Annotated in this window: 18 protein-coding genes and 2 pseudogenes; 14 read left to right on the top strand and 6 right to left on the bottom strand. The window is 74.4% G+C overall.

The features are described from left to right. Window positions 1-564: pseudogene (locus FVA95_RS30785) on the top strand (hypothetical protein); the annotation flags it as partial. A 62-nt stretch (window positions 565-626) separates the two neighbouring features. Here FVA95_RS30785 and FVA95_RS07580 read toward each other — a convergent pair. Further along, window positions 627-2,372 (bottom strand): proline--tRNA ligase, encoded by a 1,746-nt coding sequence (locus FVA95_RS07580; protein WP_149663554.1) that lies wholly within the window; start codon window positions 2,370-2,372, stop codon window positions 627-629. A 67-nt stretch (window positions 2,373-2,439) separates the two neighbouring features. Here FVA95_RS07580 and FVA95_RS07575 point away from each other — a divergent pair, with 67 nt between their 5' ends. Next, window positions 2,440-2,862, top strand: a complete 423-nt coding sequence (locus FVA95_RS07575; RefSeq protein ID WP_149663553.1) for a PPOX class F420-dependent oxidoreductase — start codon at window positions 2,440-2,442, stop codon at window positions 2,860-2,862. Between the two features lie 54 nt (window positions 2,863-2,916). Here FVA95_RS07575 and FVA95_RS07570 read toward each other — a convergent pair whose 3' ends face one another. Both FVA95_RS07570 and FVA95_RS07565 read right to left on the bottom strand, forming a co-directional pair. Then, window positions 2,917-4,053 (bottom strand): homoserine O-acetyltransferase, encoded by a 1,137-nt coding sequence (locus FVA95_RS07570; protein WP_149663568.1) that lies wholly within the window; start codon window positions 4,051-4,053, stop codon window positions 2,917-2,919. 25 nt (window positions 4,054-4,078) lie between these two features. After that, on the bottom strand, window positions 4,079-5,389 hold the full coding sequence (locus tag FVA95_RS07565; RefSeq protein WP_149663552.1) for a bifunctional o-acetylhomoserine/o-acetylserine sulfhydrylase: 1,311 nt from the start codon (window positions 5,387-5,389) through the stop codon (window positions 4,079-4,081). Window positions 5,390-5,677: 288 nt separating this feature from the next. Between FVA95_RS07565 and yaaA the strand changes: the two genes are divergently transcribed. The 4 genes and pseudogenes from yaaA to FVA95_RS07550 all read left to right on the top strand — a co-directional run bounded on the left by yaaA (window position 5,678) and on the right by FVA95_RS07550 (window position 9,364). Next, a complete protein-coding gene (yaaA, locus tag FVA95_RS07560; RefSeq protein ID WP_149663551.1) occupies window positions 5,678-6,427 on the top strand; it encodes a peroxide stress protein YaaA in 750 nt (249 codons plus the stop codon). Window positions 6,428-6,459: 32 nt separating this feature from the next. Next, window positions 6,460-6,603, top strand: coding sequence for a hypothetical protein (locus FVA95_RS30780; RefSeq protein WP_161992229.1), 144 nt, complete (start codon window positions 6,460-6,462; stop codon window positions 6,601-6,603). After that, a pseudogene (locus tag FVA95_RS07555) lies at window positions 6,587-7,287 on the top strand (RIO1 family regulatory kinase/ATPase); the annotation flags it as partial. The gene FVA95_RS30780 and the pseudogene FVA95_RS07555, both read left to right, overlap by 17 nt. Window positions 7,288-7,546: 259 nt before the next feature. Beyond that, complete coding sequence (locus tag FVA95_RS07550; RefSeq protein ID WP_370460844.1) at window positions 7,547-9,364, top strand: DEAD/DEAH box helicase; 1,818 nt, start codon at window positions 7,547-7,549, stop codon at window positions 9,362-9,364. A gap of 46 nt (window positions 9,365-9,410) precedes the next feature. On the opposite strand, the gene FVA95_RS32715 is transcribed toward FVA95_RS07550, so the two are convergent. Further along, on the bottom strand, window positions 9,411-9,836 hold the full coding sequence (locus FVA95_RS32715) for a lipopolysaccharide assembly LapA domain-containing protein (RefSeq protein WP_149663550.1): 426 nt from the start codon (window positions 9,834-9,836) through the stop codon (window positions 9,411-9,413). Between the two features lie 177 nt (window positions 9,837-10,013). After that, window positions 10,014-10,481 carry a GNAT family N-acetyltransferase gene (locus FVA95_RS07540; RefSeq protein WP_149663549.1) on the bottom strand — a complete coding sequence of 156 codons (468 nt, stop codon included), beginning with the start codon at window positions 10,479-10,481 and terminating at the stop codon, window positions 10,014-10,016. A 54-nt stretch (window positions 10,482-10,535) separates the two neighbouring features. Here FVA95_RS07540 and FVA95_RS07535 point away from each other — a divergent pair, with 54 nt between their 5' ends. Further along, window positions 10,536-11,927 (top strand): mycothione reductase, encoded by a 1,392-nt coding sequence (locus FVA95_RS07535; protein WP_149663548.1) that lies wholly within the window; start codon window positions 10,536-10,538, stop codon window positions 11,925-11,927. A gap of 4 nt (window positions 11,928-11,931) precedes the next feature. On the opposite strand, the gene FVA95_RS07530 is transcribed toward FVA95_RS07535, so the two are convergent. Then, window positions 11,932-12,732, bottom strand: a complete 801-nt coding sequence (locus FVA95_RS07530; protein ID WP_161992228.1) for a 1-acyl-sn-glycerol-3-phosphate acyltransferase — start codon at window positions 12,730-12,732, stop codon at window positions 11,932-11,934. Window positions 12,733-13,078: 346 nt separating this feature from the next. On the opposite strand from FVA95_RS07530, the gene FVA95_RS07525 reads away from it, so the two are divergent. From FVA95_RS07525 to FVA95_RS07495, 7 genes are read left to right on the top strand one after another with little or no spacing between them, the layout of a single operon-like run. Further along, window positions 13,079-13,807, top strand: coding sequence for an alpha/beta hydrolase (locus tag FVA95_RS07525; RefSeq protein WP_149663547.1), 729 nt, complete (start codon window positions 13,079-13,081; stop codon window positions 13,805-13,807). Between the two features lie 5 nt (window positions 13,808-13,812). Then, the gene (locus FVA95_RS07520) at window positions 13,813-15,096 is read left to right on the top strand and encodes an NAD(P)/FAD-dependent oxidoreductase (RefSeq protein ID WP_149663565.1); all 1,284 of its coding nucleotides are present in this window, start codon (window positions 13,813-13,815) and stop codon (window positions 15,094-15,096) included. Further along, window positions 15,093-15,869, top strand: a complete 777-nt coding sequence (locus FVA95_RS07515; protein WP_075307569.1) for a DUF1365 domain-containing protein — start codon at window positions 15,093-15,095, stop codon at window positions 15,867-15,869. Before FVA95_RS07520 ends, FVA95_RS07515 begins: the two co-directional genes overlap by 4 nt. Next, on the top strand, window positions 15,866-17,173 hold the full coding sequence (locus tag FVA95_RS07510) for a cyclopropane-fatty-acyl-phospholipid synthase family protein (protein WP_149663546.1): 1,308 nt from the start codon (window positions 15,866-15,868) through the stop codon (window positions 17,171-17,173). The genes FVA95_RS07515 and FVA95_RS07510 overlap by 4 nt, the downstream gene beginning before the upstream one ends. An 11-nt stretch (window positions 17,174-17,184) precedes the next feature. Next, a complete protein-coding gene (locus tag FVA95_RS07505) occupies window positions 17,185-18,549 on the top strand; it encodes a cyclopropane-fatty-acyl-phospholipid synthase family protein (RefSeq protein WP_149663545.1) in 1,365 nt (454 codons plus the stop codon). Continuing rightward, window positions 18,546-19,355 carry a DUF1295 domain-containing protein gene (locus FVA95_RS07500; protein WP_149663544.1) on the top strand — a complete coding sequence of 270 codons (810 nt, stop codon included), beginning with the start codon at window positions 18,546-18,548 and terminating at the stop codon, window positions 19,353-19,355. The genes FVA95_RS07505 and FVA95_RS07500 overlap by 4 nt, the downstream gene beginning before the upstream one ends. A 32-nt stretch (window positions 19,356-19,387) precedes the next feature. Beyond that, complete coding sequence (locus FVA95_RS07495) at window positions 19,388-19,852, top strand: peroxiredoxin (RefSeq protein ID WP_149663543.1); 465 nt, start codon at window positions 19,388-19,390, stop codon at window positions 19,850-19,852. Window positions 19,853-19,881 lie beyond the last annotated feature (29 nt).

Raw genomic sequence — 19,881 nt, 5'->3', positions numbered from 1 at the left:
GCCCCGCCCCCGGCCGTGGAGCCCGCCGCGTTCGCCGTCACACCCCCGCCGGGATGGACCGCTCCGGCCCCCGGGGCGCCCGCGCTGGAGGTGTTCGGGGTGCCGTTCGCCCGGCTCGCCGAGGCGCCGCCGTTCGCCGCGGGCGACTGCCCCGTCGGCGCCGCACCGCGCGGGGTCGCCGCGGCCGCGCTCGTCGCCGTTCCGGCCGGGACGACCGTCGAGCAGGCCGCGCAGGCGTTCGCCCGCGGCGCCGGGGAGTCCGCCTACGCCGGCTCGGCCCCGCAGGTGGCGGTCGGGCCGCCCGGGCCACGCCCGGGCGACGACGAACCGGGGACCTGGGTGGAGGCCACCGTGCGCACCGACGGCACCGCGTCGGGAGCGGGCGGCTGCCGCGCCACCGACGGCGCGGTCGGGGTGCTCGCGGTGCCGCGGACCCAGGCCCGCGACGGCTCGGTCGGTGTCGCGATGCTGGTGGTCGCGGCGGACGTGGGTGGCGGCCCCGGCGACGCGGTGCCCCGCTCCGCGCTCACCGACCTGGCCGCCTCGGCGGTCCGCCCCGGCTGACCCCGGAACGCACGGAGCGGCCCCTCCGAAGAGGGACCCGCTCCGTGCGGTGGCGGTGCGGCTCAGGCCCCGCGGACGATCCCGGCGACGAGCTCGGCGGCCCCGGCGCGGTCGATCTCGCTCCGCTCGCCGGTGGCCCGGTCCTTGAGCTCCAGCTTCCCCTCCGCGAGCCCCCGCCCGACGACGACGATCGTCGGGACCCCGATCAGCTCGGCGTCGGCGAACTTCACGCCGGGGCTCGCCTTGCGGTCGTCGAGGACGACCGACAGGCCCTGGGCCTCCAGCTCGGCGGCGACGGCCTCGCCGCCCTCCAGCAGCTCCGCGGACTTGCCGGCGACGACGACGTGCACGTCGAACGGCGCGACCGAGCGCGGCCACACCAGGCCGGAGTCGTCGTGGGACTGCTCGGCGATCGCGGCGACCAGCCGGGAGACGCCGATGCCGTAGGAACCCATCGTGATCCGGACGGGCTTGGAGTCCGGACCGAGCGCGTCGAGGGAGAAGGCGTCGGCGTACTTGCGGCCGAGCTGGAAGATGTGCCCGATCTCGATGCCGCGGGCGGCCTCCAGCACCCCGGTGCCGTCCGGGGACGGGTCCCCGGCGCGGACCTCGGCGGCCTCGATCGTGCCGTCCGGGGTGAAGTCCCGGCCCGCGAGGAGGTCGACGACGTGGTGGTCGGCCTTGTCCGCGCCGGTCACCCACGCGGTGCCGGTCACGACGCGCGGGTCCACGAGGTAGCGGACGCCGTTCGCGGCCAGCGCGCCCGGGCCGATGTAGCCCTTGACGAGGAAGGCGTTGCGGGCGAAGTCGGCCTCGTCGAGCAGCTCGACCTGGGCCGGCTCCAGCGACGCCTCGAGGCGCTTCATGTCGACCTCGCGGTCCCCGGGGACACCGATCCCCAGCAGCTCCCACTCGGTCGCGCCCGGCTGCCGCGTCTTGACCAGCACGTTCTTGAGCGTGTCGGCCGCGGTGAAGGTGCGCTCGGTGTTGGCGTTGAGGAAGTCCACCAGCGACGCGATGGTCGGGGTGTCCGGCGTGTGGTGCACCTGCGCGGCGGGCAGCCCCTCGAGCGGGATCGCCGGGGGCGCGGGCGTGGTGACGGCCTCGACGTTGGCCGCGTAGCCGCCGGGGCCGCGGACGAAGGTGTCCTCGCCGGTCTCGGACTCGGCGAGGAACTCCTCCGACGCCGAGCCGCCCATCGCGCCCGAGGTCGCGGACACGATGACGTAGCGCAGCCCGAGCCGGTCGAAGATCTTCACGTAGGCGTCGCGGTGCTTGCGGTAGGACTCGGACAGGCCCTCGTCGGTGAGGTCGAACGAGTAGGAGTCCTTCATGAGGAACTCGCGGCCGCGCAGGATGCCGGCGCGGGGCCGCTCCTCGTCGCGGTACTTGTTCTGGATCTGGTAGAGGATGACCGGGTAGTCCTTGTAGGACGAGTACTCGCCCTTGACCGTGAGGGCGAACAGCTCCTCGTGGGTCGGGCCGAGCAGGTAGTCACCGCCCTTGCGGTCCTGCAGACGGAACAGGTTGGGGCCGTACTCGGTCCACCGGTTCGTCGCCTCGTAGGGCTCGCGCGGCAGCAGCGCCGGGAACTGGATCTCCTGGGCGCCCATGGCGTTCATCTCCTCGCGCACCACGTTCTCGATGCGGCGGAGCACCGTGAGGCCGAGTGGGAGCCAGGAGTACACGCCCGGGGCCACGCGACGGACGTAGCCGGCGCGGACCAGCAGCTTGTGGCTGGGCACCTCCGCGTCGGCCGGGTCCTCACGCAGGGTGCGCAGGAACAGCGACGACATCCGGGTCAACACCTGCAGAAGGGTAGCGAGGGGCCCCGGAGCTCCTCATCCCGGTTCCGGAGCGGGCAGACTCGGGGGCATGGGAGACGAACAGCACGAGCTGCTCGCGGGGGCACGCCAGGGCGTCCTCGCGACGATCAAGCGCAGTGGCATGCCCCAGCTGTCGCCGGTGACGCCGTACTACGACCGGGCGGCGGGCACGGTGCAGGTGTCGATGACCGAGGGACGGGCGAAGACCGCGAACCTGCGGCGGGACCCGCGGGCGGCACTGTCGGTCCAGAGCGCCGACGGCCGCTCGTGGGCGACGGCCGAGGGCCCGGTCGAGCTCGTCGGCCCCGACGACTCGACCGACGGACCGGCCGTGCAGGCACTGGTCGACTGGTACCGGGCCGCCGCCGGGGAGCACCCGGACTGGGACGAGTACCGCGAGGTCATGGTCCGGGACCGGCGGGTGCTGATGACGATGCGGGTGCAGCGCGTCTACGGCGAGAACCTGGGCTGAGCCCCGCGTCGGGCCGGGTGCACGGGTGGGCCCGCGCGCCCCGGCCCGAGCGGCTCAGACCGCCTCGTCCAGCAGCTCCGCGAGCAGCCGGGCGACCGTCGGGGTCTCCACCAGGAACCCGTCGTGCCCGTACGGGGAGTCGATCACCTTCAGCGGGTCGGCGCGTGGGATCCCGTCGGCCAGCTCCTGCTGCTCGGCGAGCGGGTAGAGCCGGTCGGAGGTGACACCGGCGACGTAGGTGCGGGCGCTGACCCGCGACAGCGCCGACGCCACCCCGCCCCGGTCACGGCCGACGTCGTGGTGGTTCATCGCCTGGGTCAGCCGCACGTAGGACGCGGCGTCGAAGCGCTGCACCAGCTTGTCCGCATGGTGGTCCAGGTAGGACTCCACCGCGTAGCGGCCGCCGTCGAGCGGGTCCTCGCCGGCCTGCGGGTCGCGGCCGAACCGGGTCGCCAGCTCGACTCCCGACCGGTACGACAGGTGCGCGATCCGCCGGGCGACGCCCAGTCCGCGCCACGGCCCCTCGGGCGTGTCGTGGTAGTCGCCGCCGTGCCAGTGCGGGTCGGAGGTGATGGCCTGGATCTGCGGGCTCGCCCAGCCGATCTGGTCCGCCGACGACGCCGCGGGCCCGGCGAGCAGGAACAGCCGCCGTACCCGGTCGGGCTCGGTCGCCGCCCACTCCAGGGAGCGCATCGACCCCATCGAGCCGCCGATCACGCAGGCGAACGCGTCGATGCCGAGCGCGTCGGCGAGGTACTGCTCGGCGGCGACGGTGTCCCGCACGGTGACCGTCGGGAACCGGCTGCCCCAGGTCCGGCCGTCCGGCGCCCGCGACGCCGGACCGGTACTGCCCTGGCAGCCGCCGACCGCGTTCGGCGCGACGACGAACCAGCGCGCCGGGTCCAGCGGGCCGCCCGACTCGATCAGCCCGGGCCACCAGCCCGGCGTCGGGTGCCCGGGGCCGGCCGGGCCGTCCAGGTGCGCGTCGCCGGTGAGGGCGTGCAGCACCAGGACGGCGTTGGAGCCGTCCGGCGCGAGCTCGCCCCAGGTCTCGTAGGCCAGCCGCACGCCGGGGAGCTCCCCGCCGGCCACCAGCTTCAGCGGCGCCGGCAGGTCGAGGAATCGGCGGCGGCCGGGGTCGTCCCCCTCCCGCCAGGCACCGCTGGCGGGAGGGGGCTCGATGTCGTTCACGGACACCAGGTAATCAGATCGCCGCTCATGCGCCCTTCGCGGCGCGGAACCCGGCGTCGAGGTCGGCCTTGAGGTCCTCGATGCCCTCCAGACCCACCGAGAGCCGGACCAGGCCCGGGGTGACCCCGGACGCGATCTGCTCCTCGGCCGACAGCTGGCTGTGCGTGGTCGACGCCGGGTGGATGACCAGGCTGCGCACGTCGCCGATGTTGGCGAGGTGGCTGTGCAGCTCGAGGGCGTTGACGAACTTCTTGCCCGCCTCGACCCCGTCCTGCAGCTCGAACGCCACGATCGCGCCGCCGCCCTTGGGCAGGTACTTCTTCTGCAGCTCGTGCCACGGGCTGGACGGGAGGCCTGCGTAGTGGACCTTCTCCACCTCGTCGCGGCCCTCCAGCCACTCGGCCAGCGCCTGGGCGTTCTGGTTGTGCCGGTCCATCCGGAGCGACAGCGTCTCGATGCCCTGCAGGATCAGGAACGCGTTCTGCGGGGAGATCGCCGGGCCGAGGTCGCGCAGCAGCTGCACGCGGGCCTTGATGATGTAGGCGATCGGGCCGACGGCGTCGGTGAACACCGCGCCGTGGTAGCTCGGGTCGGGGCTGGTCAGGCCCGGGAACCGGTCCTTGTTGGCGACCCAGTCGAACTTCCCGGAGTCGACGATGATGCCGCCGACCGAGGTGCCGTGGCCGCCGAGGAACTTGGTCAGGGACTCGACGACGATGTCGGCGCCGTGCTCGATCGGCCGCACCAGGTACGGGGTCGGGACGGTGTTGTCGACGATCAGCGGGACCCCGGCGGAGTGCGCGACGCCGGCGACGGCCGCGATGTCGAGGATGTTGCCGCGCGGGTTGCCCAGCGTCTCGCCGTAGAGGGCCTTGGTGTTCGGCCGGATCGCGGCCTTCCACTCCTCCAGGTCGTCCGGGTCGTCGACGAAGGTGACCTCGATGCCCAGCTTCGGGAAGGTGTAGTGGAACTGGTTGTAGGTGCCGCCGTAGAGCGAGGCGCTGGAGACGATGTGGTCCCCGGCCTCGGCGATGTTCTGGATCGCCAGTGCCTGCGCGGCCTGCCCGGACGCGACGGCCAGGGCCCCGACCCCGCCCTCCAGCGCGGCGACGCGCTGCTCCAGCACGTCCTGGGTGGGGTTCATGATCCGCGTGTAGATGTTGCCGAACTCGGCGAGCCCGAACAGGTTCGCGGCGTGGTCGGTGTCGCGGAAGACGTAGGACGTCGTCTGGTAGATCGGCGTCGCCCGGGCGTTGGTGGTCGGGTCGGGTGCGGCGCCGGCGTGCACCTGCTTGGTCTCGAACGACCAGTTGGCGGTGATCTCGGGGTCGGTCACGGTGGGACTCCTCTTCGGGTCGACCGCCGGTGTGAGCGTGCCGAGGCGGGCCGTGCCCGGGTCGGTCGATCGCGGCGGCTACAGGGGTAGCTACAGGACTGTGGCGGGGCGGACGCGTACGTGGGCCCTCGGACGAGCGCGGGTCAGCGGCAGGGGCGACAGGCCGCGCTCGTGATCCGCATGCAGTCGACGTGGATGCGCGCCACCAGGCAGGTCACACACCCGAACCTAGTGCGGTCCCCCGGCGGGCACAACGGCCGTCCGCGGCGATCACTACTCTGTGGCGCCGTGCTCGTCCTGCTGCCGCCCTCGGAGACCAAGCGTGACGGCGGCGACGGTCCGCCGCTCGACCTCACCGCGCTCTCCCACGACACCGACCTCGGCCCCGTCCGCACGGAGCTCTGCGACGAGCTCGTCGCACTGGCCGGCGACCGTCCGGCCGCGCGTGCCGCGCTCGGGGTCTCGCAGCGCCAGGACGCCGAGATCGACCGCAACGCCGCGCTGCGCACGAACCCGACCCTGCCGGCGCTGGACCGCTACACCGGGGTGCTCTACGACGCCCTCGACGCCGGCTCCTTCACCCGCGCCACCCGGGACCGCGCCCGGTCCCGGCTCGCGGTGTGCTCGGCGCTGTTCGGGCTCCTCTCCGCCGACGACCCGATCCCGCCCTACCGGCTCTCGGCGGGCTCGAAGCTGCCCGGTTCGGGCACGCTCGCGGCGCGCTGGCGCCCGGCGCTCGACCCGCTGCTGGCGCGCATCGCAGAAGGCGAGCTCGTCGTCGACCTGCGCTCGGGCGGCTACGCCGCGCTCGGCACGGTCCCCGGCGCGGTCACGGTGAACGTGCTGGCCCAGCGCCCGGACGGGTCGCGCTCGGTGGTCAGCCACCACAACAAGTCGCACAAGGGCGGCCTGGCGCGGCTGCTCGCGAGCTCACGGGCCGAGCCGGCCGACGCCGGCGCGGTGGCCCGGATCGCACGGCGGGCGGGGCACCTCGTGGAACGCGACGGCAACCACCTCGATCTCGTCATCCCGGCCTGACCCCGGAGCCCGGAGCCGGGGACGCACCCGCCGTGGCGGCCCTGGTCGTGGCGGCCCTGGTCGTGGCGGCCCTGGTCGTGGCGGCCCTGGTCGTGGCGGTGCGGCCGGGCGACCGGGCCCGGCGCGGGTCCCGGCCGTACCGACCCCGACACCGCCGAGATCCCCGGCAGTGGTGACCGCTGGTCCACCTGGACCGGGCTGCCCGCCGGGTCCCGCGGCCCGCACCCCCGCCCCGACCGGCCGGTGACCGACGCCGGTGCCGTCGACCACGAGCGCGGGGTGCTCAAGACCGGCAAGGAGGCCGAGGGTGCACCTCGTCGAACGCGGCCTCCCCGGCCACGACGGGGTGCTGCTCGCCGCCAAGCGCTACCGCGATCCCGCACACCGCATGTTCCACCGCGACGCCGGCTACCCGGAGGGGCGCCGCGTCCGGCGCTCCCGGGAGACCCGCGCGATGGCACGGCGCACCTCGCTGGGCCGCGATCTCATCGCCGGGCAGTGGGCGGCGGCCGAGTTCGCCGCGCTCGCCCGGCTGTGCGGGGCGGGTGCCCCGGTGCCCTACCCGGTCTCGGTCGACGGGACCGAAGTGCTGCTGGAGTTCCTCGGCGCCGCCGACGGGCGCGCCGCACCCCGGCTGGGCGCACGGCGACCTGTCGGCCTACAACGTGCTCGTCCACCACGGCAGGGCGGTGCTGATCGACCTGCCGCAGGTGGTCGACGTCGTCGGGAACCCGCAGGGACCGGAGTTCCTCGACCGTGACGTGCGACGCATCGGCGAGTGGTTCGTCGCGCACGGGCTGGACCCGGCCGCCCCCGCCGACCTGCTGTCGGACCTGCGGGAACGCTCCCGGATCGGCTGACGGTCGCCCCCGGTCGCCGGGGTGCGGCCCGGACACCACGGGCGGCATCCCGGCGGGCGGAGGAGGTCCCGCCGTCGTCCGGCCCGGGCGCGGGGCGTATTGTCGATCGACGAGCGCCCGGGCATTCTGTCACCGGGCCGAGCCCTTCCATCACGGAGCGCGCACCGCGACGACGCACCTGCCGCGCCCGGGCCCGTCGGCCGAGCACACCTCCCCCGAGGTCTCCGCAGGACGTGCCACGTTCTCGAGGAGACCTGTCTTGACCAGGCCGCAGTTCCGCCCGCCGTCGTCCGACGCCGGCACCGCCACCGACCGTCCCGCCCGTCGGCGGGCCACCCGCCCGTCCGGGCCGTCCGCCGACGGCGGCGCCCACCGCGGGTCGGCCCGACGCGACGACCGCCGCACCGAGTTCCGCAGCGAGACCCGCGGTGAGTTCCGTGGCGAGGACCGCCGCGACCGTCCCGCCCGGGACGACGACCGCCGCGACGCCGCGCGTCCGGCCCGGGGCGCCCGCACCGGCGGCCCTGCCCGCGGTGAGCGCTCCGGCGCCCCCCGCGGCGAGCGCACCGCCCGGGGCGAGCGCTCCGGCGACGGCGGCACCGGCAACCGCGCCGAGCGCCGCGAGCACCTGCAGGACGGCAGCCGCGTCGACCGCGGGCCCGCCCGGTCCTCCCAGCGCAACGGCGACCGTCCGGCCCCCCGCCGCGGACGCCGCGGCGGTGGCGGCGGTGGCGCCACCGCGTCCCGTCCGGCCCCGACCCGCGCCGCCGCGCCGAAGGCCGAGCCGGAGCCGCAGTGGGTCGAGCCCGAGGACGGCATGCCGTCGTTCGCCGCGCTGGGCCTGCCCGAGCGGCTGACCACGGCACTGGCCGAGCAGGGCTTCACCGCCCCGTTCCCGGTGCAGGCGGCCACGCTGCCCGACACCCTCGCCGGGCGCGACCTGCTCGGACGCGGCCAGACCGGGTCCGGCAAGACCCTCGCCTTCGGGCTCGCACTGCTGGCCCGCCTGGCCGGGGAGCGCTCCCGCCCCACCGCCCCGCGCGGTCTGGTGCTGGTCCCGACCCGCGAGCTCGCCACCCAGGTCGTCGAGGTCCTGAAGCCGCTGGCGAAGGCGGTGGACCTGCGGGTGACCGACATCGTCGGCGGGATGTCGATGAACAAGCAGGTCGCCGAGCTCCGGCGCGGGATCGACCTGCTGGTCGCCACCCCGGGCCGGCTGTCCGACCACCTCCAGCAGCGCACCTGTGACCTGTCCGAGGTCACGATCACCGCGCTGGACGAGGCCGACCGCATGGCCGACATGGGCTTCCTGCCCCAGGTCCGCGCGATCCTCGACCGCACCCCCGCCGACGGGCAGCGTCTGCTGTTCTCCGCGACCCTCGACGGCGACGTCGACACCCTGGTCCGGCGCCACCTCACCGACCCGGTGACCCGCTCGGTCGCCCCGCCGACCGGCAGCGTCGCGACGATGGAGCACCACGTGCTCGTCGTCGACCGCGACGACCGGCCCCGCGTCGTCGCCGAGATCGCCGCCCGGGAGGGCCGGACGATCCTGTTCGTGCGCACCAAGCACGGCGCCGACCGGATGGTGCGGGTGCTGCGTCGCGAGGGCGTCGCCGCCGGGCCGCTGCACGGTGGCCGCTCGCAGAGCCAGCGCAACCGCGCGCTCGACGACTTCCGCTCGGGCGCGGTGCCGGTGCTCGTCGCGACCGACGTCGCGGCCCGCGGCATCCACATCGACGACGTCGGGCTCGTCGTGCACGTCGACCCGCCCGCCGACCCCAAGGCCTACCTGCACCGTGCCGGGCGTACCGCCCGGGCCGGGGAGGACGGCGTCGTGGTGACGCTGGCGATGCCCGATCAGCGTGCCGAGGTGGACCTGCTCACCCGCCAGGCCGGGGTCTCCGCGGAGGTCTCGACGGTCCGTCCGGGGCACCCGGACCTGGTCCGTGTGACCGGTGCGCAGGAGCCGTCCGGCGAGCCGATCATCGTCGCCAAGCCGCCGAAGCCCACCCCGCGCCGTCGCCCGGCCGCGGGCGGGGCCGCGCGCTCCGACCGGCCGCGCCGCCGGCGCTGATCTCCCCCCGGGTCGCGGCCGGTCTCCCGGCCGCGACCCGCGCGGGTCAGCCCCGCCGCGCCTGCCGGCGCAGCTGCAGGATCCGGCCCGTCCCGGGCACGGCGACCAGCAGGATCCCGGCGATCGCGGCGAACAGCAACGCCACCCCGGTCGGCAGGGTCCCGGTCATCCACAGGAAGGTGATCGCGACCGGCTCGGTGTTCTGCAGGATGAACACCAGCAGGAAGATCAGCACGACCGCCGAGAGGATCAGCGCGGCCCACAGCCCACCGGCGCGGGTGTGCGGGATCGCGCGCTTCTCGGTGGTGGCCTCGGAGTCCGGTCCGCCCTCCACCGGCACCGCCACGGTCGGCTGCTCGGCCGCGGGGTCGGGCGTGCGCAGCGCCGGATGGGTCGCCGGGTCCGCCGTCGGGTCCGCCGGTCCGACCCGCCCCCAGGCCGGGGAGTCGCCGCCCCGTCGGTCGTCGCTCATCCGTTCCGCCTTCCTCTCCCAGCGTGTCCGCTCGTGCACCCTCGGTCGGAGCACGCGCGCGAGTATCGCGCACTCGGCGGCCCGGCGAGGGCGGCGCGCGGAGCACGCCCCTCCTCCGGTCGTGCGCCGCACGGTCCCCGCCGGACCTGCGCACGCGGGCCGCGGGCCGGGCCCCGCTCAGGGGCGGCGGCGCTCCATCGGGACGTGCGGGATGCCGTCCTCGACGTACCGCTCCCCCGCCGGCACGAAACCGTGCCGGGCGTAGAACGCCTGCTGGACCTCCTGGGCGTCGAGCACGCAGGGGCGGTCACCGACCTCGGCGAGCGCCGAGTCCATCAGCCGGTGCCCCAGCCCGCGCCCGCGCGCCTCGGCCCGGGTGCACACCCGGCCGATCCGCATGACCCCGCCGGGCTCGGCCAGCAGCCGCAGGGTCGCGACCACCGTTCCGGCCTCGGCCAGCCAGTGGTGCCGGGTCCGCGGCTCGAGGTCACGCCCGTCGAGCTCCTGGTAGGGGCACTCCTGCTCGACGACGAAGATCGCGGTGCGCAGCGCGAGCAGCGCGTACAGGGTGGCCGGGTCGAGGTCGGCGGCCCAGGCGCGGTGCAGGGTGGGGGCCGCCGCCGCGGCCGGTGTGGGGACGGTCATCTCCAGAGGGGTACCAGAACGCCGCCGACCCGCGGAAGCGGTTAGCCTCGCGACGTGGCCCACCATGATCTGGTCGTCATCGGCACCGGTTCCGGAAACACCTTCCTCGACGAACGCTTCGCCGGGCTCGACGTCGCGCTCGTCGAGCACGGGGTGTTCGGCGGGACCTGCCTGAACGTCGGCTGCATCCCGACCAAGATGTACGTCTACGCCGCGGACGTCGCCGAGACCATCCGGCACGCGCACACCTACGGTGTCGACGGCACCGTCGACAAGATCCGCTGGACCGACATCCGGGACCGGGTGTTCGGGCGGATCGACCCGATCTCCGAGGGCGGACGCTCCTACCGGGTGGACCGCAGCCCCAACGTCACCGTGTACTTCGGGCACGCCCGCTTCACCGGCGAGCGCGAGCTGGGCATCGAGCGCACCGACGGCTCCGGCACCGTCACGGTCAGCGGCGACCGGATCGTCATCGCCGCCGGGTCGCGGCCGAGCATCCCGCCGCTGGTCGCCGACGCCGGTGTGCCGTTCGAGACCTCCGACACCGTGATGCGTGTCGACGACGTGCCGCGCCGGCTCGCCATCCTGGGCGGCGGTTACATCGCGTCGGAGTTCGCGCACGTGTTCTCCGCGCTCGGTGCCGAGGTCACCGTGATCGCGCGTGGGCCGAAGCTGCTGCGCCACCTCGACGACACGCTGTCCGACCGGTTCACCGAGATCGCCGCCGCCCGCTGGGACTGCCGGCTGGGACGCCAGGTCACCGCGCTGTCCGGCGACGGCAGCGGTGGCCCCGGCGAGGTCGAGATCACCCTCGACGACGGCTCCACCGTCGTCGCCGACACGCTGCTCGTCGCCACCGGCCGGATGCCCAACGGCGACCGGATGGACCTGGACCGCGGTGGCGTGACCGTGCACGCCGACGGCCGGGTCGCCGTCGACGAGTACCAGCGCAGCGTCTCCGCCCCCGGGGTGTGGGCGCTGGGCGACGTGAGCTCCCCGCACCAGCTCAAGCACGTGGCCAACCACGAGGCCAAGATCGTCGGGCACAACCTGGCGCACCCGGACGACCTGCGCGCCACCAACCACGACCTCGTCCCGGCCGCGGTGTTCACCGAGCCGCAGATCGCCTCGGTCGGCCTGACCGAGGCCGAGGCCCGCGACGCCGAGTTCGAGATCGCGGTCAAGGTGCAGAACGTCGGCGACGTCGCCTACGGCTGGGCCATGGAGGACCGCACCGGCATCTGCAAGCTGATCGCGGAGAAGGGCACCGGCAGGCTGCTGGGCGCCCACCTGCTCGGGCCGCAGGCATCGACGCTGATCCAGCAGCTGATCCAGGCGATGGCCTTCGGCCAGACCGTCACCGAGATCGCGACCGGCCAGTACTGGATCCACCCGGCGCTGCCCGAGGTCATCGAGAACGCCCTGCTGGGGCTGGAGATCTGACGGGTCAGGACGCCGCCCGCTGCGCCGGCTCGCCCGGCGATTCCGGACGCGGCCGAGCCTCCGGGTCGTAGGGCGTCGCCGGGCGGGTCTCCCCGCGCAGCTCCTCCAGCAGCCCGGTCACCGCGTCCATGATCTTCGCGGTGGCCGCGTCGAGGGTGGTCTTCGTCAGCGGCTTCCCGACGAACTCCGAGAGGTCCACCGGCGGGCCGAGCGCGACCGTGACGCGCTTGCGCGGGAACGGCGCCGGCTTCCCGTCGGCGGGCAGGAAGTCCTGGGTGCCCCAGTTCGCCATCGGGATCACCGGGACGCCGGAGCGCAGCGCGATCCGGGCGACGCCGTTCTTCGGCTTCATCGGCCAGTGCTCGGGGTCGCGGGTGTAGGTGCCCTCCGGGTAGATCGCGACGATCTCCCCGCGCTCCAGGGCGTCGATCGAGCCGGTGAACGACTCCGACGCCCGCTTCGACGACCGGTACACCGGAATGTGCCCGCCGTGGCCGAGCACCCACTTGACCACCGGCACCGACCACAGCTCGCCCTTGGCCAGGAACCGCGGGATCCGGCCGTGCGCGGTGCCGAAGGCGATGTCGAAGATCGGGTCGGAGAACGAGACGTGGTTGCCGACCAGCAGGGCGCCGCCGGTGCGCGGCAGGTGCTCCGCACCGCGCCAGCCCAGCCGGGTCCCGAAGACGACGAACGGCCAGATCACCGCGATCGCGAGGCCGAACCAGAAGCCCGACCCGCGACGCCGGCGTCGCACCGTCGCCACGACCTTCTGCCACACCGTCAGCTCCGGTGGCACGCCCATCGTCGTCGTCCTCTCCCCGCCCGTCCGCGGCGCCCGGCTCCCGGGCGCACGCACATCTTCGCGCCTCGTGCAGCCGGGTGCGTCCGTGGTCCTACCCACCCACGCCGTGACCACCGGAGGTGACGTGCACCTCACTCGTTCGAGCGGCCCCGCGCGCCGAGATGTCTCGACGAGCAAGGTGCCGGGGCCCGATCTAGGGTCGACGGGTACGCACCGGCCGCGGGCCGTGTCCGGGCCGACCCGATGTGAGGACGGTCCCACCGACCGGCCACCACCGGGCCTCCGGACGAACACGCGCCGAGACCGTTCCGGTGCCCCGTGCACCCCGTCCCCTGCGAGGCGCCCCGTGCCCGATCCGAGTCCGTGGCTGGAGAACGCCGGCGACCGCCACCCCGACCCCGCAGGTGTGGTGCTCGTCGCCCACGGTGGGAAGTCCCACTCCACCGCCCCCGCCCGGCGCGGGCCGGCGCTGCTGCGCATGCTGCCGTTCGCGCACTCCCTGGAGCGCGGCGGGCGCGGCCACCGGACCGAGCTGGGCTCGGGCATCGCGGTGCACCTGCTGCGCTACCGGGTGCGGGGCTGGAACGGTCCGGCCATGGACGCCTACCGCGACGCCGAGTGGGCCGTCCACGAGCTCGCCCGCCGCTACCCGGGGCGTCCGATCGTGCTCGTCGGGCACTCGATGGGTGGCCGTGCGGTGCTGCGGGCGGCGGGCGCGCCCGGTGTCGTCGCGGTGTGCGGGCTCGCCCCCTGGCTGGAGGGATCCGACCCGGTCGAGCAGCTCGCCGGGCGCGCGGTGCTGATCGCGCACGGCGACCGGGACCGGATGACCGAACCCGCCGCGTCCTACGCCTACGCCCTGCACGCCCGGTCGGTGACCGACCGGGTCGCCCGCTTCGACGTCCTCGGCGACGGCCACCCCATGCTCCGGCGCGCCGGGGACTGGACCTCCCTGGTGCGACGTTTCGCACTCGGCGAGCTCGGGGCCGAACCCCGGGACCCGGTCATCTCGAACGCCATGGCGGAACCCGCCCCGGCCGGGCTGCGGGTCGCGCTCGAAGGAGCCCACAGGTGAGTGCAGTGCAGGCGCGTCCGACCGTTGCCGTGGTGGGCAGCGGGGTGTCCGGTCTGACGGCCGCCCACCTGCTGTCCCGCAGCCACGACGTGACGCTGTACGAGGCCGACGATCGCCCCGGCGGGCACGCCCACACCCACGAGCTGGCGTCGTCGGACGGCGGGACCACCCACGTCGACTCGGGTTTCATCGTCCACAACGACCGCACCTACCCGAACCTGCTGCGGCTGTTCGGCGAGCTGGGCGTGGCCACCCAGGACTCCGACATGTCCATGTCGGTGCGCTGCGACGGCTGCGGGCTGGAGTACGCCGGTGCCCGCAAGCTGGGTGGGCTGTTCCCCCAGGCGTCGAACCTGGCCCGGCCGGCCTACCTGCGGATGCTCGGCGAGGTCGTACGGTTCCACCGCCACGCCCGCCGGGTCCTCGCGTACGAGGAGCGGGCGGCGGCGCCGGACCTCACCACTCTCGGGGCGTTCCTCGCGATCGGCGGCTACTCCCGCTACTTCGTCCAGCACTTCATGATTCCGGTGGTGTCCTGCGTGTGGTCGGCGGGCGCGGCGCTGTCGCTGGACTACCCGGCGCGCTACCTGTTCACCTTCCTCGACCACCACGGCATGCTCGGGATCGGCGGCTCGCCGCAGTGGCGGACGGTGACCGGCGGGTCCCGCTCCTACGTCGAGCGCGTCGTCAAGCAGCTCCCGGCCGTGCGCACCGCGACACCGGTCCGCTCGGTCCTGCGCTCGGCCGCGGGCGTCGAGGTCCGCGACGACTCCGACACCGTCGCCGCGTTCGACCACGTCGTGCTCGCCACCCACCCCGACCAGGCGCTGGCGGTGCTGGGCGACGACGCCACCGCCGACGAGCGGACCGTGCTGGGGGCGTTCACCTACTCCCGCAACGAGACCTGGCTGCACCACGACACCTCGCTGCTGCCGCGCCGACGCGGCGCCCGGGCGTCGTGGAACTACCTCAAGCCCGCCTGCGCCGACTCCGCCCAGGCTCCGGTGCTGGTCAGCTACGACATGAACCGGCTGATGCGCCTCACCGATCCCGACGACTGGGTGGTCACGCTGAACGGCACCGGGCGGATCGCGCCGGACGCCGTCGTCGCACGGATGACCTACGAGCACCCCGTGTACACGCCGGGCGCGGTGGCCGCGCAGCGCCGCCTGCCGGAGCTGAACACCCCGGTCACCGCCTTCGCCGGCGCCTACCACGGCTGGGGCTTCCACGAGGACGGCTGCGCCTCGGGGGTGCGCGCCGCCCGGGCGCTGGGGGTGAGCTGGTGAGCACCCCGGCGCTGTACGACGCCGAGGTGCGGCACGCCCGCCGGCGCGACCTGGAGTCGTCGTTCTCGCACCCGATCTACTACTGGCTCGTCGACCTCGACGCGCTGCCGCGGCTGCCGTTCTGGCTGCGCCCGTTCGCCCGCTTCGAGTCCCGCGACCACCTCGGGGACCCCGGGCGCGGGATCCGGGAGAACGTCGACACCTACCTGGCCGCGCACGGCATCGACCTGGCCGGGGGCCGGGTCCTGATGCTCGCCCACGCCCGGGTGCTCGGCTACGTGTTCAACCCGATCTCGGTGTTCTGGTGCCACCGCGCCGACGGCACGCTCGCCTGCGTGATCGCGGAGGTGCACAACACCTACGGCGAACGGCACTGCTACCTGCTGCACCCCGACCCGTCGGGGCGGGCGAGCGTGGACAAGGAGTTCTACGTCTCGCCGTTCCTCACCGTCGACGGCCACTACGCGATGCGCCTGCCCGAGCCCGGCGACCGGCTCGGCATCGCGATCACGCTGCACCAGGACGGCGCGCCCGCGTTCGTCGCCACCCTGGCCGGGACCCGCAGGCCCGCGACCACCCGTCAGGTCGCGCGCACGGTGCTGCGGCGCCCGCTGGTCACCCAGCGGACCGCGGCGCTGATCCGGCGGCACGGCATCGCGCTGTGGACCCGGCTCCCGGTCGTGCCGAAACCGGCACGACCACCACAGAACCGCGCGGGCCTGCCCGACGAACACCCCGTACAGGATCTGCCTCAGGAAGGGCTCTCGCGATGACGATGCAGCACGACGGGATCGCCGTGCCGGTGACCGGCGGGGCGCGCGGCGTCCGGCCCCGCACCCACGCCGTCCCCCGCCCCAACGAGGGAGTGTGGCCCGGTCTGGCGACGCCGCCCGTGGCCCCGGTCAAGGCCCGGATCGCGGAGTCGCTGTTCCGCAACGCCGTCCGGTCGCTGCCGGTCCGTGTGGTGTTCCCCGGTGGGGAGCGCATCGGGTCGGGCGGTCCGGACTCGCCGGTGATGCGGATCGAGCGGCCGTCGGCGTTCTTCCACCGGCTCGGCGCCGACTCGAAGATCGGGTTCGGCGAGTCCTACATGGTGGGCGACTGGACGACCACCGACCTGCCCGGTCTGCTGACCCCGTTCGCGTCCCGGCTGTCGACGCTGATCCCGCCGGCGCTCCAGCGGCTGGGCCGCCGGTTCGCCGAGGCCCGCCGGCCCACCGCCGAGGTCAACTCGGTGGAGGGGTCGCGGGAGAACATCCACCGCCACTACGACCTGTCCAACGAGCTGTTCTCGCTGTTCCTCGACGACACCATGTCCTACTCCGCGGGCTGGTTCGCCGACGGCTCCGACGACCTCGTCCTGGCCCAGGAACGCAAGATCGACGGCATCCTGGACATGGCGGGCGTCGAGGCCGGGATGCACGTGCTGGAGATCGGAACGGGCTGGGGCGGGCTCGCGACGCGGGCCGCGCAGCGCGGCGCGCGGGTCACCACGCTGACGATCTCGCAGGAGCAGAAGACCCTCGCCGAGGCGCGGCTCGCCGAGGCGGGCGTGGCCGACCGGGTGCAGGTGCTGCTGCGCGACTACCGCGAGGCCCAGGGCTCCTACGACGCCGTCGTGTCGGTCGAGATGATCGAGGCCGTCGGCGTCGAGTACTGGCCGACGTACTTCGCCGCGCTGGACCGGCTGCTCAAGCCGGGCGGGCGGGTCGGCCTGCAGTCGATCACCATGCCGCACGACCGGATGATGGTCGCCCGCGACGACTACACCTGGATCCACAAGTACGTCTTCCCGGGCGGGATCATCCCGTCGGTCGAGGCGATCGAGCAGAACCTCGCCGACCACACCGGCGGCCTGCACGTCGCCGAGCGGCGCAGCCTCGGCTTCGACTACGCCCGCACCCTGGGCCACTGGCGCACGCGCTTCCTCGAGCGGTGGGACGAGGTCGAGGCGCTCGGCTTCGACGAGACGTTCCGCCGGATGTGGGAGTTCTACCTCGGCTACTGCGAGGCGGGATTCCGCGTCGGCTACCTCGACGTCTTCCAGTTCTCGCTGCAGCGCCGCCCGTCCTTCTGAATCGAGGCCCCATGACCACCACCCCCGCGGAGCGCCTCGCCTCGCTCCTGGAGGACGTCCTGCGCGCCCCGCTCCCGGTGCGGCTGCGTGCCTGGGACGGCAGCGAGGCCGGGCGGACCGGCACCCCCGACGATCCGACCCCGCCGACGGTGATCGTCCACCGGCGCCGGGCCCTGCGCCGGCTGCTGTGGGCGCCGGGCGAGCTCGGCCTGGCCAGGGCGTTCGTCTCCGGTGACCTGTCCTTCGACGGCGACATCGCCGACGGGCTGTCCCGGTTCTGGGCGCTCGCCCGGCCGGGCACCGGTGCCGTGCGGCTCGGCCTGCGCCAGAAGCTGGGGGCGCTGGGCACCGCGGCCCGGCTCGGCGCCGTCGGCCCGCCGCCGCGGCCGTCGTCGTCGGAGGCCCGTCTGGGTGGTCGGCGGCACAGCCGCCGCCGCGACCGCGACGCGATCAGCCACCACTACGACCTGTCGAACGAGTTCTACGCCTTCCTGCTCGACCCGCAGATGGCGTACTCGTGCGGCTACTGGACCCGCGACGAGGGGCCCGACTACACCCTCGTCGACGCCCAGCGGGACAAGCTGGACCTGATCTGCCGCAAGCTGGGCCTGGCGCCGGGGATGCGGCTGCTCGACGTCGGCTGCGGCTGGGCGTCGCTGCTCGTGCACGCCGCGGAGCACTACGGCGTGCACGCCACCGGGGTGACCCTGTCGGCGCAGCAGCGCGACTACGGCGTCGAGCGCGTCCGCCGGGCAGGGCTGTCCGAGCGGGTCGAGATCAGGCTGCAGGACTACCGCGAGATCTCCGACCAACCCTTCGACGCGGTCGCCTCGATCGAGATGGGCGAGCACGTCGGCCAGGAGAACTACGGCGTCTACGCCGCGCAGCTGCACCGCATGCTGCGCCCGCACGGACGTCTGCTGCTGCAGCAGATGTCGCGCGGCTCGGTCGGGGCGAACACCGCGCCCGGCGGCGGCGCGTTCATGGAGGCCTACGTCGCGCCGGACATGTACATGCGCCCGCTCGGCGAGACCCTCGGGTTCCTGGAGCAGGCCGGGCACGAGGTGGTGGACGTGCACTCGCTGCGCGAACACTACGTGTGGACGGTCCGGCCCTGGCTGGAGACGCTGCAGGCCCACCGCGAGACCGCGGTCCGGATGATCGGTGCGGAGCAGTGGCGGATCTGGCTGCTGTACCTGGCCGGCGCGGCGCTGGCGTTCGAGGAGAACCGGATGGGTGTGCACCAGATCCTGACCGTGCGCCCCGGCGCCGACGGCACCTCCGGTCTGCCGCGCAGCCGCACCGGGATCCTGGGGCTCGACCCGGCCGTCGGGCACGCCCCGGCGGGCGCGCCGTCGCCGGCCGCGACAGCATGATCGCTCCGAACCCGTTCCCCTGGGCCGCATGGGCCGTCAACCTCGGCGTCACCGCCGTCGCCGTGGCCGTGCTCATGACCCTCGCGTACGCGATCGGGGTACGGCGCGGCAGGCACGACGGCGTCGACGTCGTCTGGGGCCTCGGGTTCGTGTGGGTCGCGCTGGTCACCGCGGTGACCGCGACGGCCCTCGACCCGACCGGCGACGGCTGGCGGCGCGCCCTGGTCGTCGCGCTCGTCGCGGTGTGGGGCGGGCGGCTGGCCCGGCACATCGCGCGGCGCAACCACGGAAAGCCGGAGGACCGGCGCTACGTGGAGCTGCGCGAGCGCGGTGCGATCGGCCGTCGCGTCTACCTCACCCAGGGTGCGGTGATGTGGGTCGTGTCGCTGCCCGTGCAGCTCGCCCAGTACGGCAGCGCGGCGACGGGATGGCTGGTCGCCGTCACCGTGCTCGGTGTGCTCGTCTGGGCGGTCGGGTTCGCCTTCGAGTCCGTCGGCGACGCCCAGCTGGCCCGGTTCACCGCCGATCCCGCGAACCGCGGCGAGGTGATGGACCACGGCCTGTGGCGGTACACCCGCCACCCCAACTACTTCGGCGACGCCTGCGTCTGGTGGGGTCTGGGCATCCTCGCGCTGCACCACCCGGCAGGTCTGATCGGTCTGGTCGGGGTCGCCGTGATCACCGCGAACCTGATGAAGGGCACCGGGGCGGCGCTGCTGGAACGCGACATCGCCGACCGACGCCCCGGCTACGCCGACTACGTCCGCCGCACCAGCGGGTTCCTCCCGCTGCCCCCACGTTCCTGACCCACCCCGCACCCCCGACCCGAGGAGACACCATGGCCGTCGGCGACACCGCCACCGACTTCGAGCTGCCCGACGAGGCCGGCGCACCGCGCAGGCTGTCCGACCTGCTGGCCGCCGGCCCCGTCGTCCTGTTCTTCTACCCGGCCGCGATGACCGGTGGCTGCACCGCCGAGGCCTGCCACTTCCGCGACCTCGCGACCGAGTTCGCCGAGGTCGGAGCGCAGCCGGTCGGGATCTCCTCGGACCGGCCGGACAAGCAGAACATGTTCGCCGCCGCGAACGGCTTCGGCTTCCCGCTCCTGTCCGACGCCGACCACACCGTCGCGAAGTCCTTCGGCGCCTACCGGGCCTGGCTCCCGGGGAACTTCCACACCCGCCGCAAGACCTTCGTGATCGGGCCGGACCGCCGGATCCTCGCCGAGATCGGCTCCGAGACCGACATGAACAAGCACGCCGACGAGGCACTGGCCCTGCTGCGCGAGCGCACCGCGGCCTGACCCGGGCGCCCCGGCCGCGCAGGCCGGGG

This window comes from Pseudonocardia sp. EV170527-09 (assembly GCF_008369905.1).
Taxonomy (GTDB): Bacteria; Actinomycetota; Actinomycetes; order Mycobacteriales; family Pseudonocardiaceae; genus Pseudonocardia.
Note: the sequence above shows the minus strand (reverse complement) of the source record. Positions and strands in the feature narration are given on the sequence as shown.

What these genes read in the sequence shown, in the direction of transcription:
- FVA95_RS07575 (WP_149663553.1), top strand. Translation starts at nt 2,440, where the DNA reads ATGGGAGACGAACAGCACGAGCTGCTCGCGGGGGCACGCCAGGGCGTC.
- FVA95_RS32715 (WP_149663550.1), bottom strand. Translation starts at nt 9,836, where the DNA reads ATGAGCGACGACCGACGGGGCGGCGACTCCCCGGCCTGGGGGCGGGTC.
- FVA95_RS07540 (WP_149663549.1), bottom strand. Translation starts at nt 10,481, where the DNA reads ATGACCGTCCCCACACCGGCCGCGGCGGCGGCCCCCACCCTGCACCGC.
- FVA95_RS07505 (WP_149663545.1), top strand. Translation starts at nt 17,185, where the DNA reads ATGACCACCACCCCCGCGGAGCGCCTCGCCTCGCTCCTGGAGGACGTC.
- FVA95_RS07530 (WP_161992228.1), bottom strand. Translation starts at nt 12,732, where the DNA reads ATGGGCGTGCCACCGGAGCTGACGGTGTGGCAGAAGGTCGTGGCGACG.
- FVA95_RS07495 (WP_149663543.1), top strand. Translation starts at nt 19,388, where the DNA reads ATGGCCGTCGGCGACACCGCCACCGACTTCGAGCTGCCCGACGAGGCC.
- FVA95_RS07510 (WP_149663546.1), top strand. Translation starts at nt 15,866, where the DNA reads ATGACGATGCAGCACGACGGGATCGCCGTGCCGGTGACCGGCGGGGCG.
- FVA95_RS07500 (WP_149663544.1), top strand. Translation starts at nt 18,546, where the DNA reads ATGATCGCTCCGAACCCGTTCCCCTGGGCCGCATGGGCCGTCAACCTC.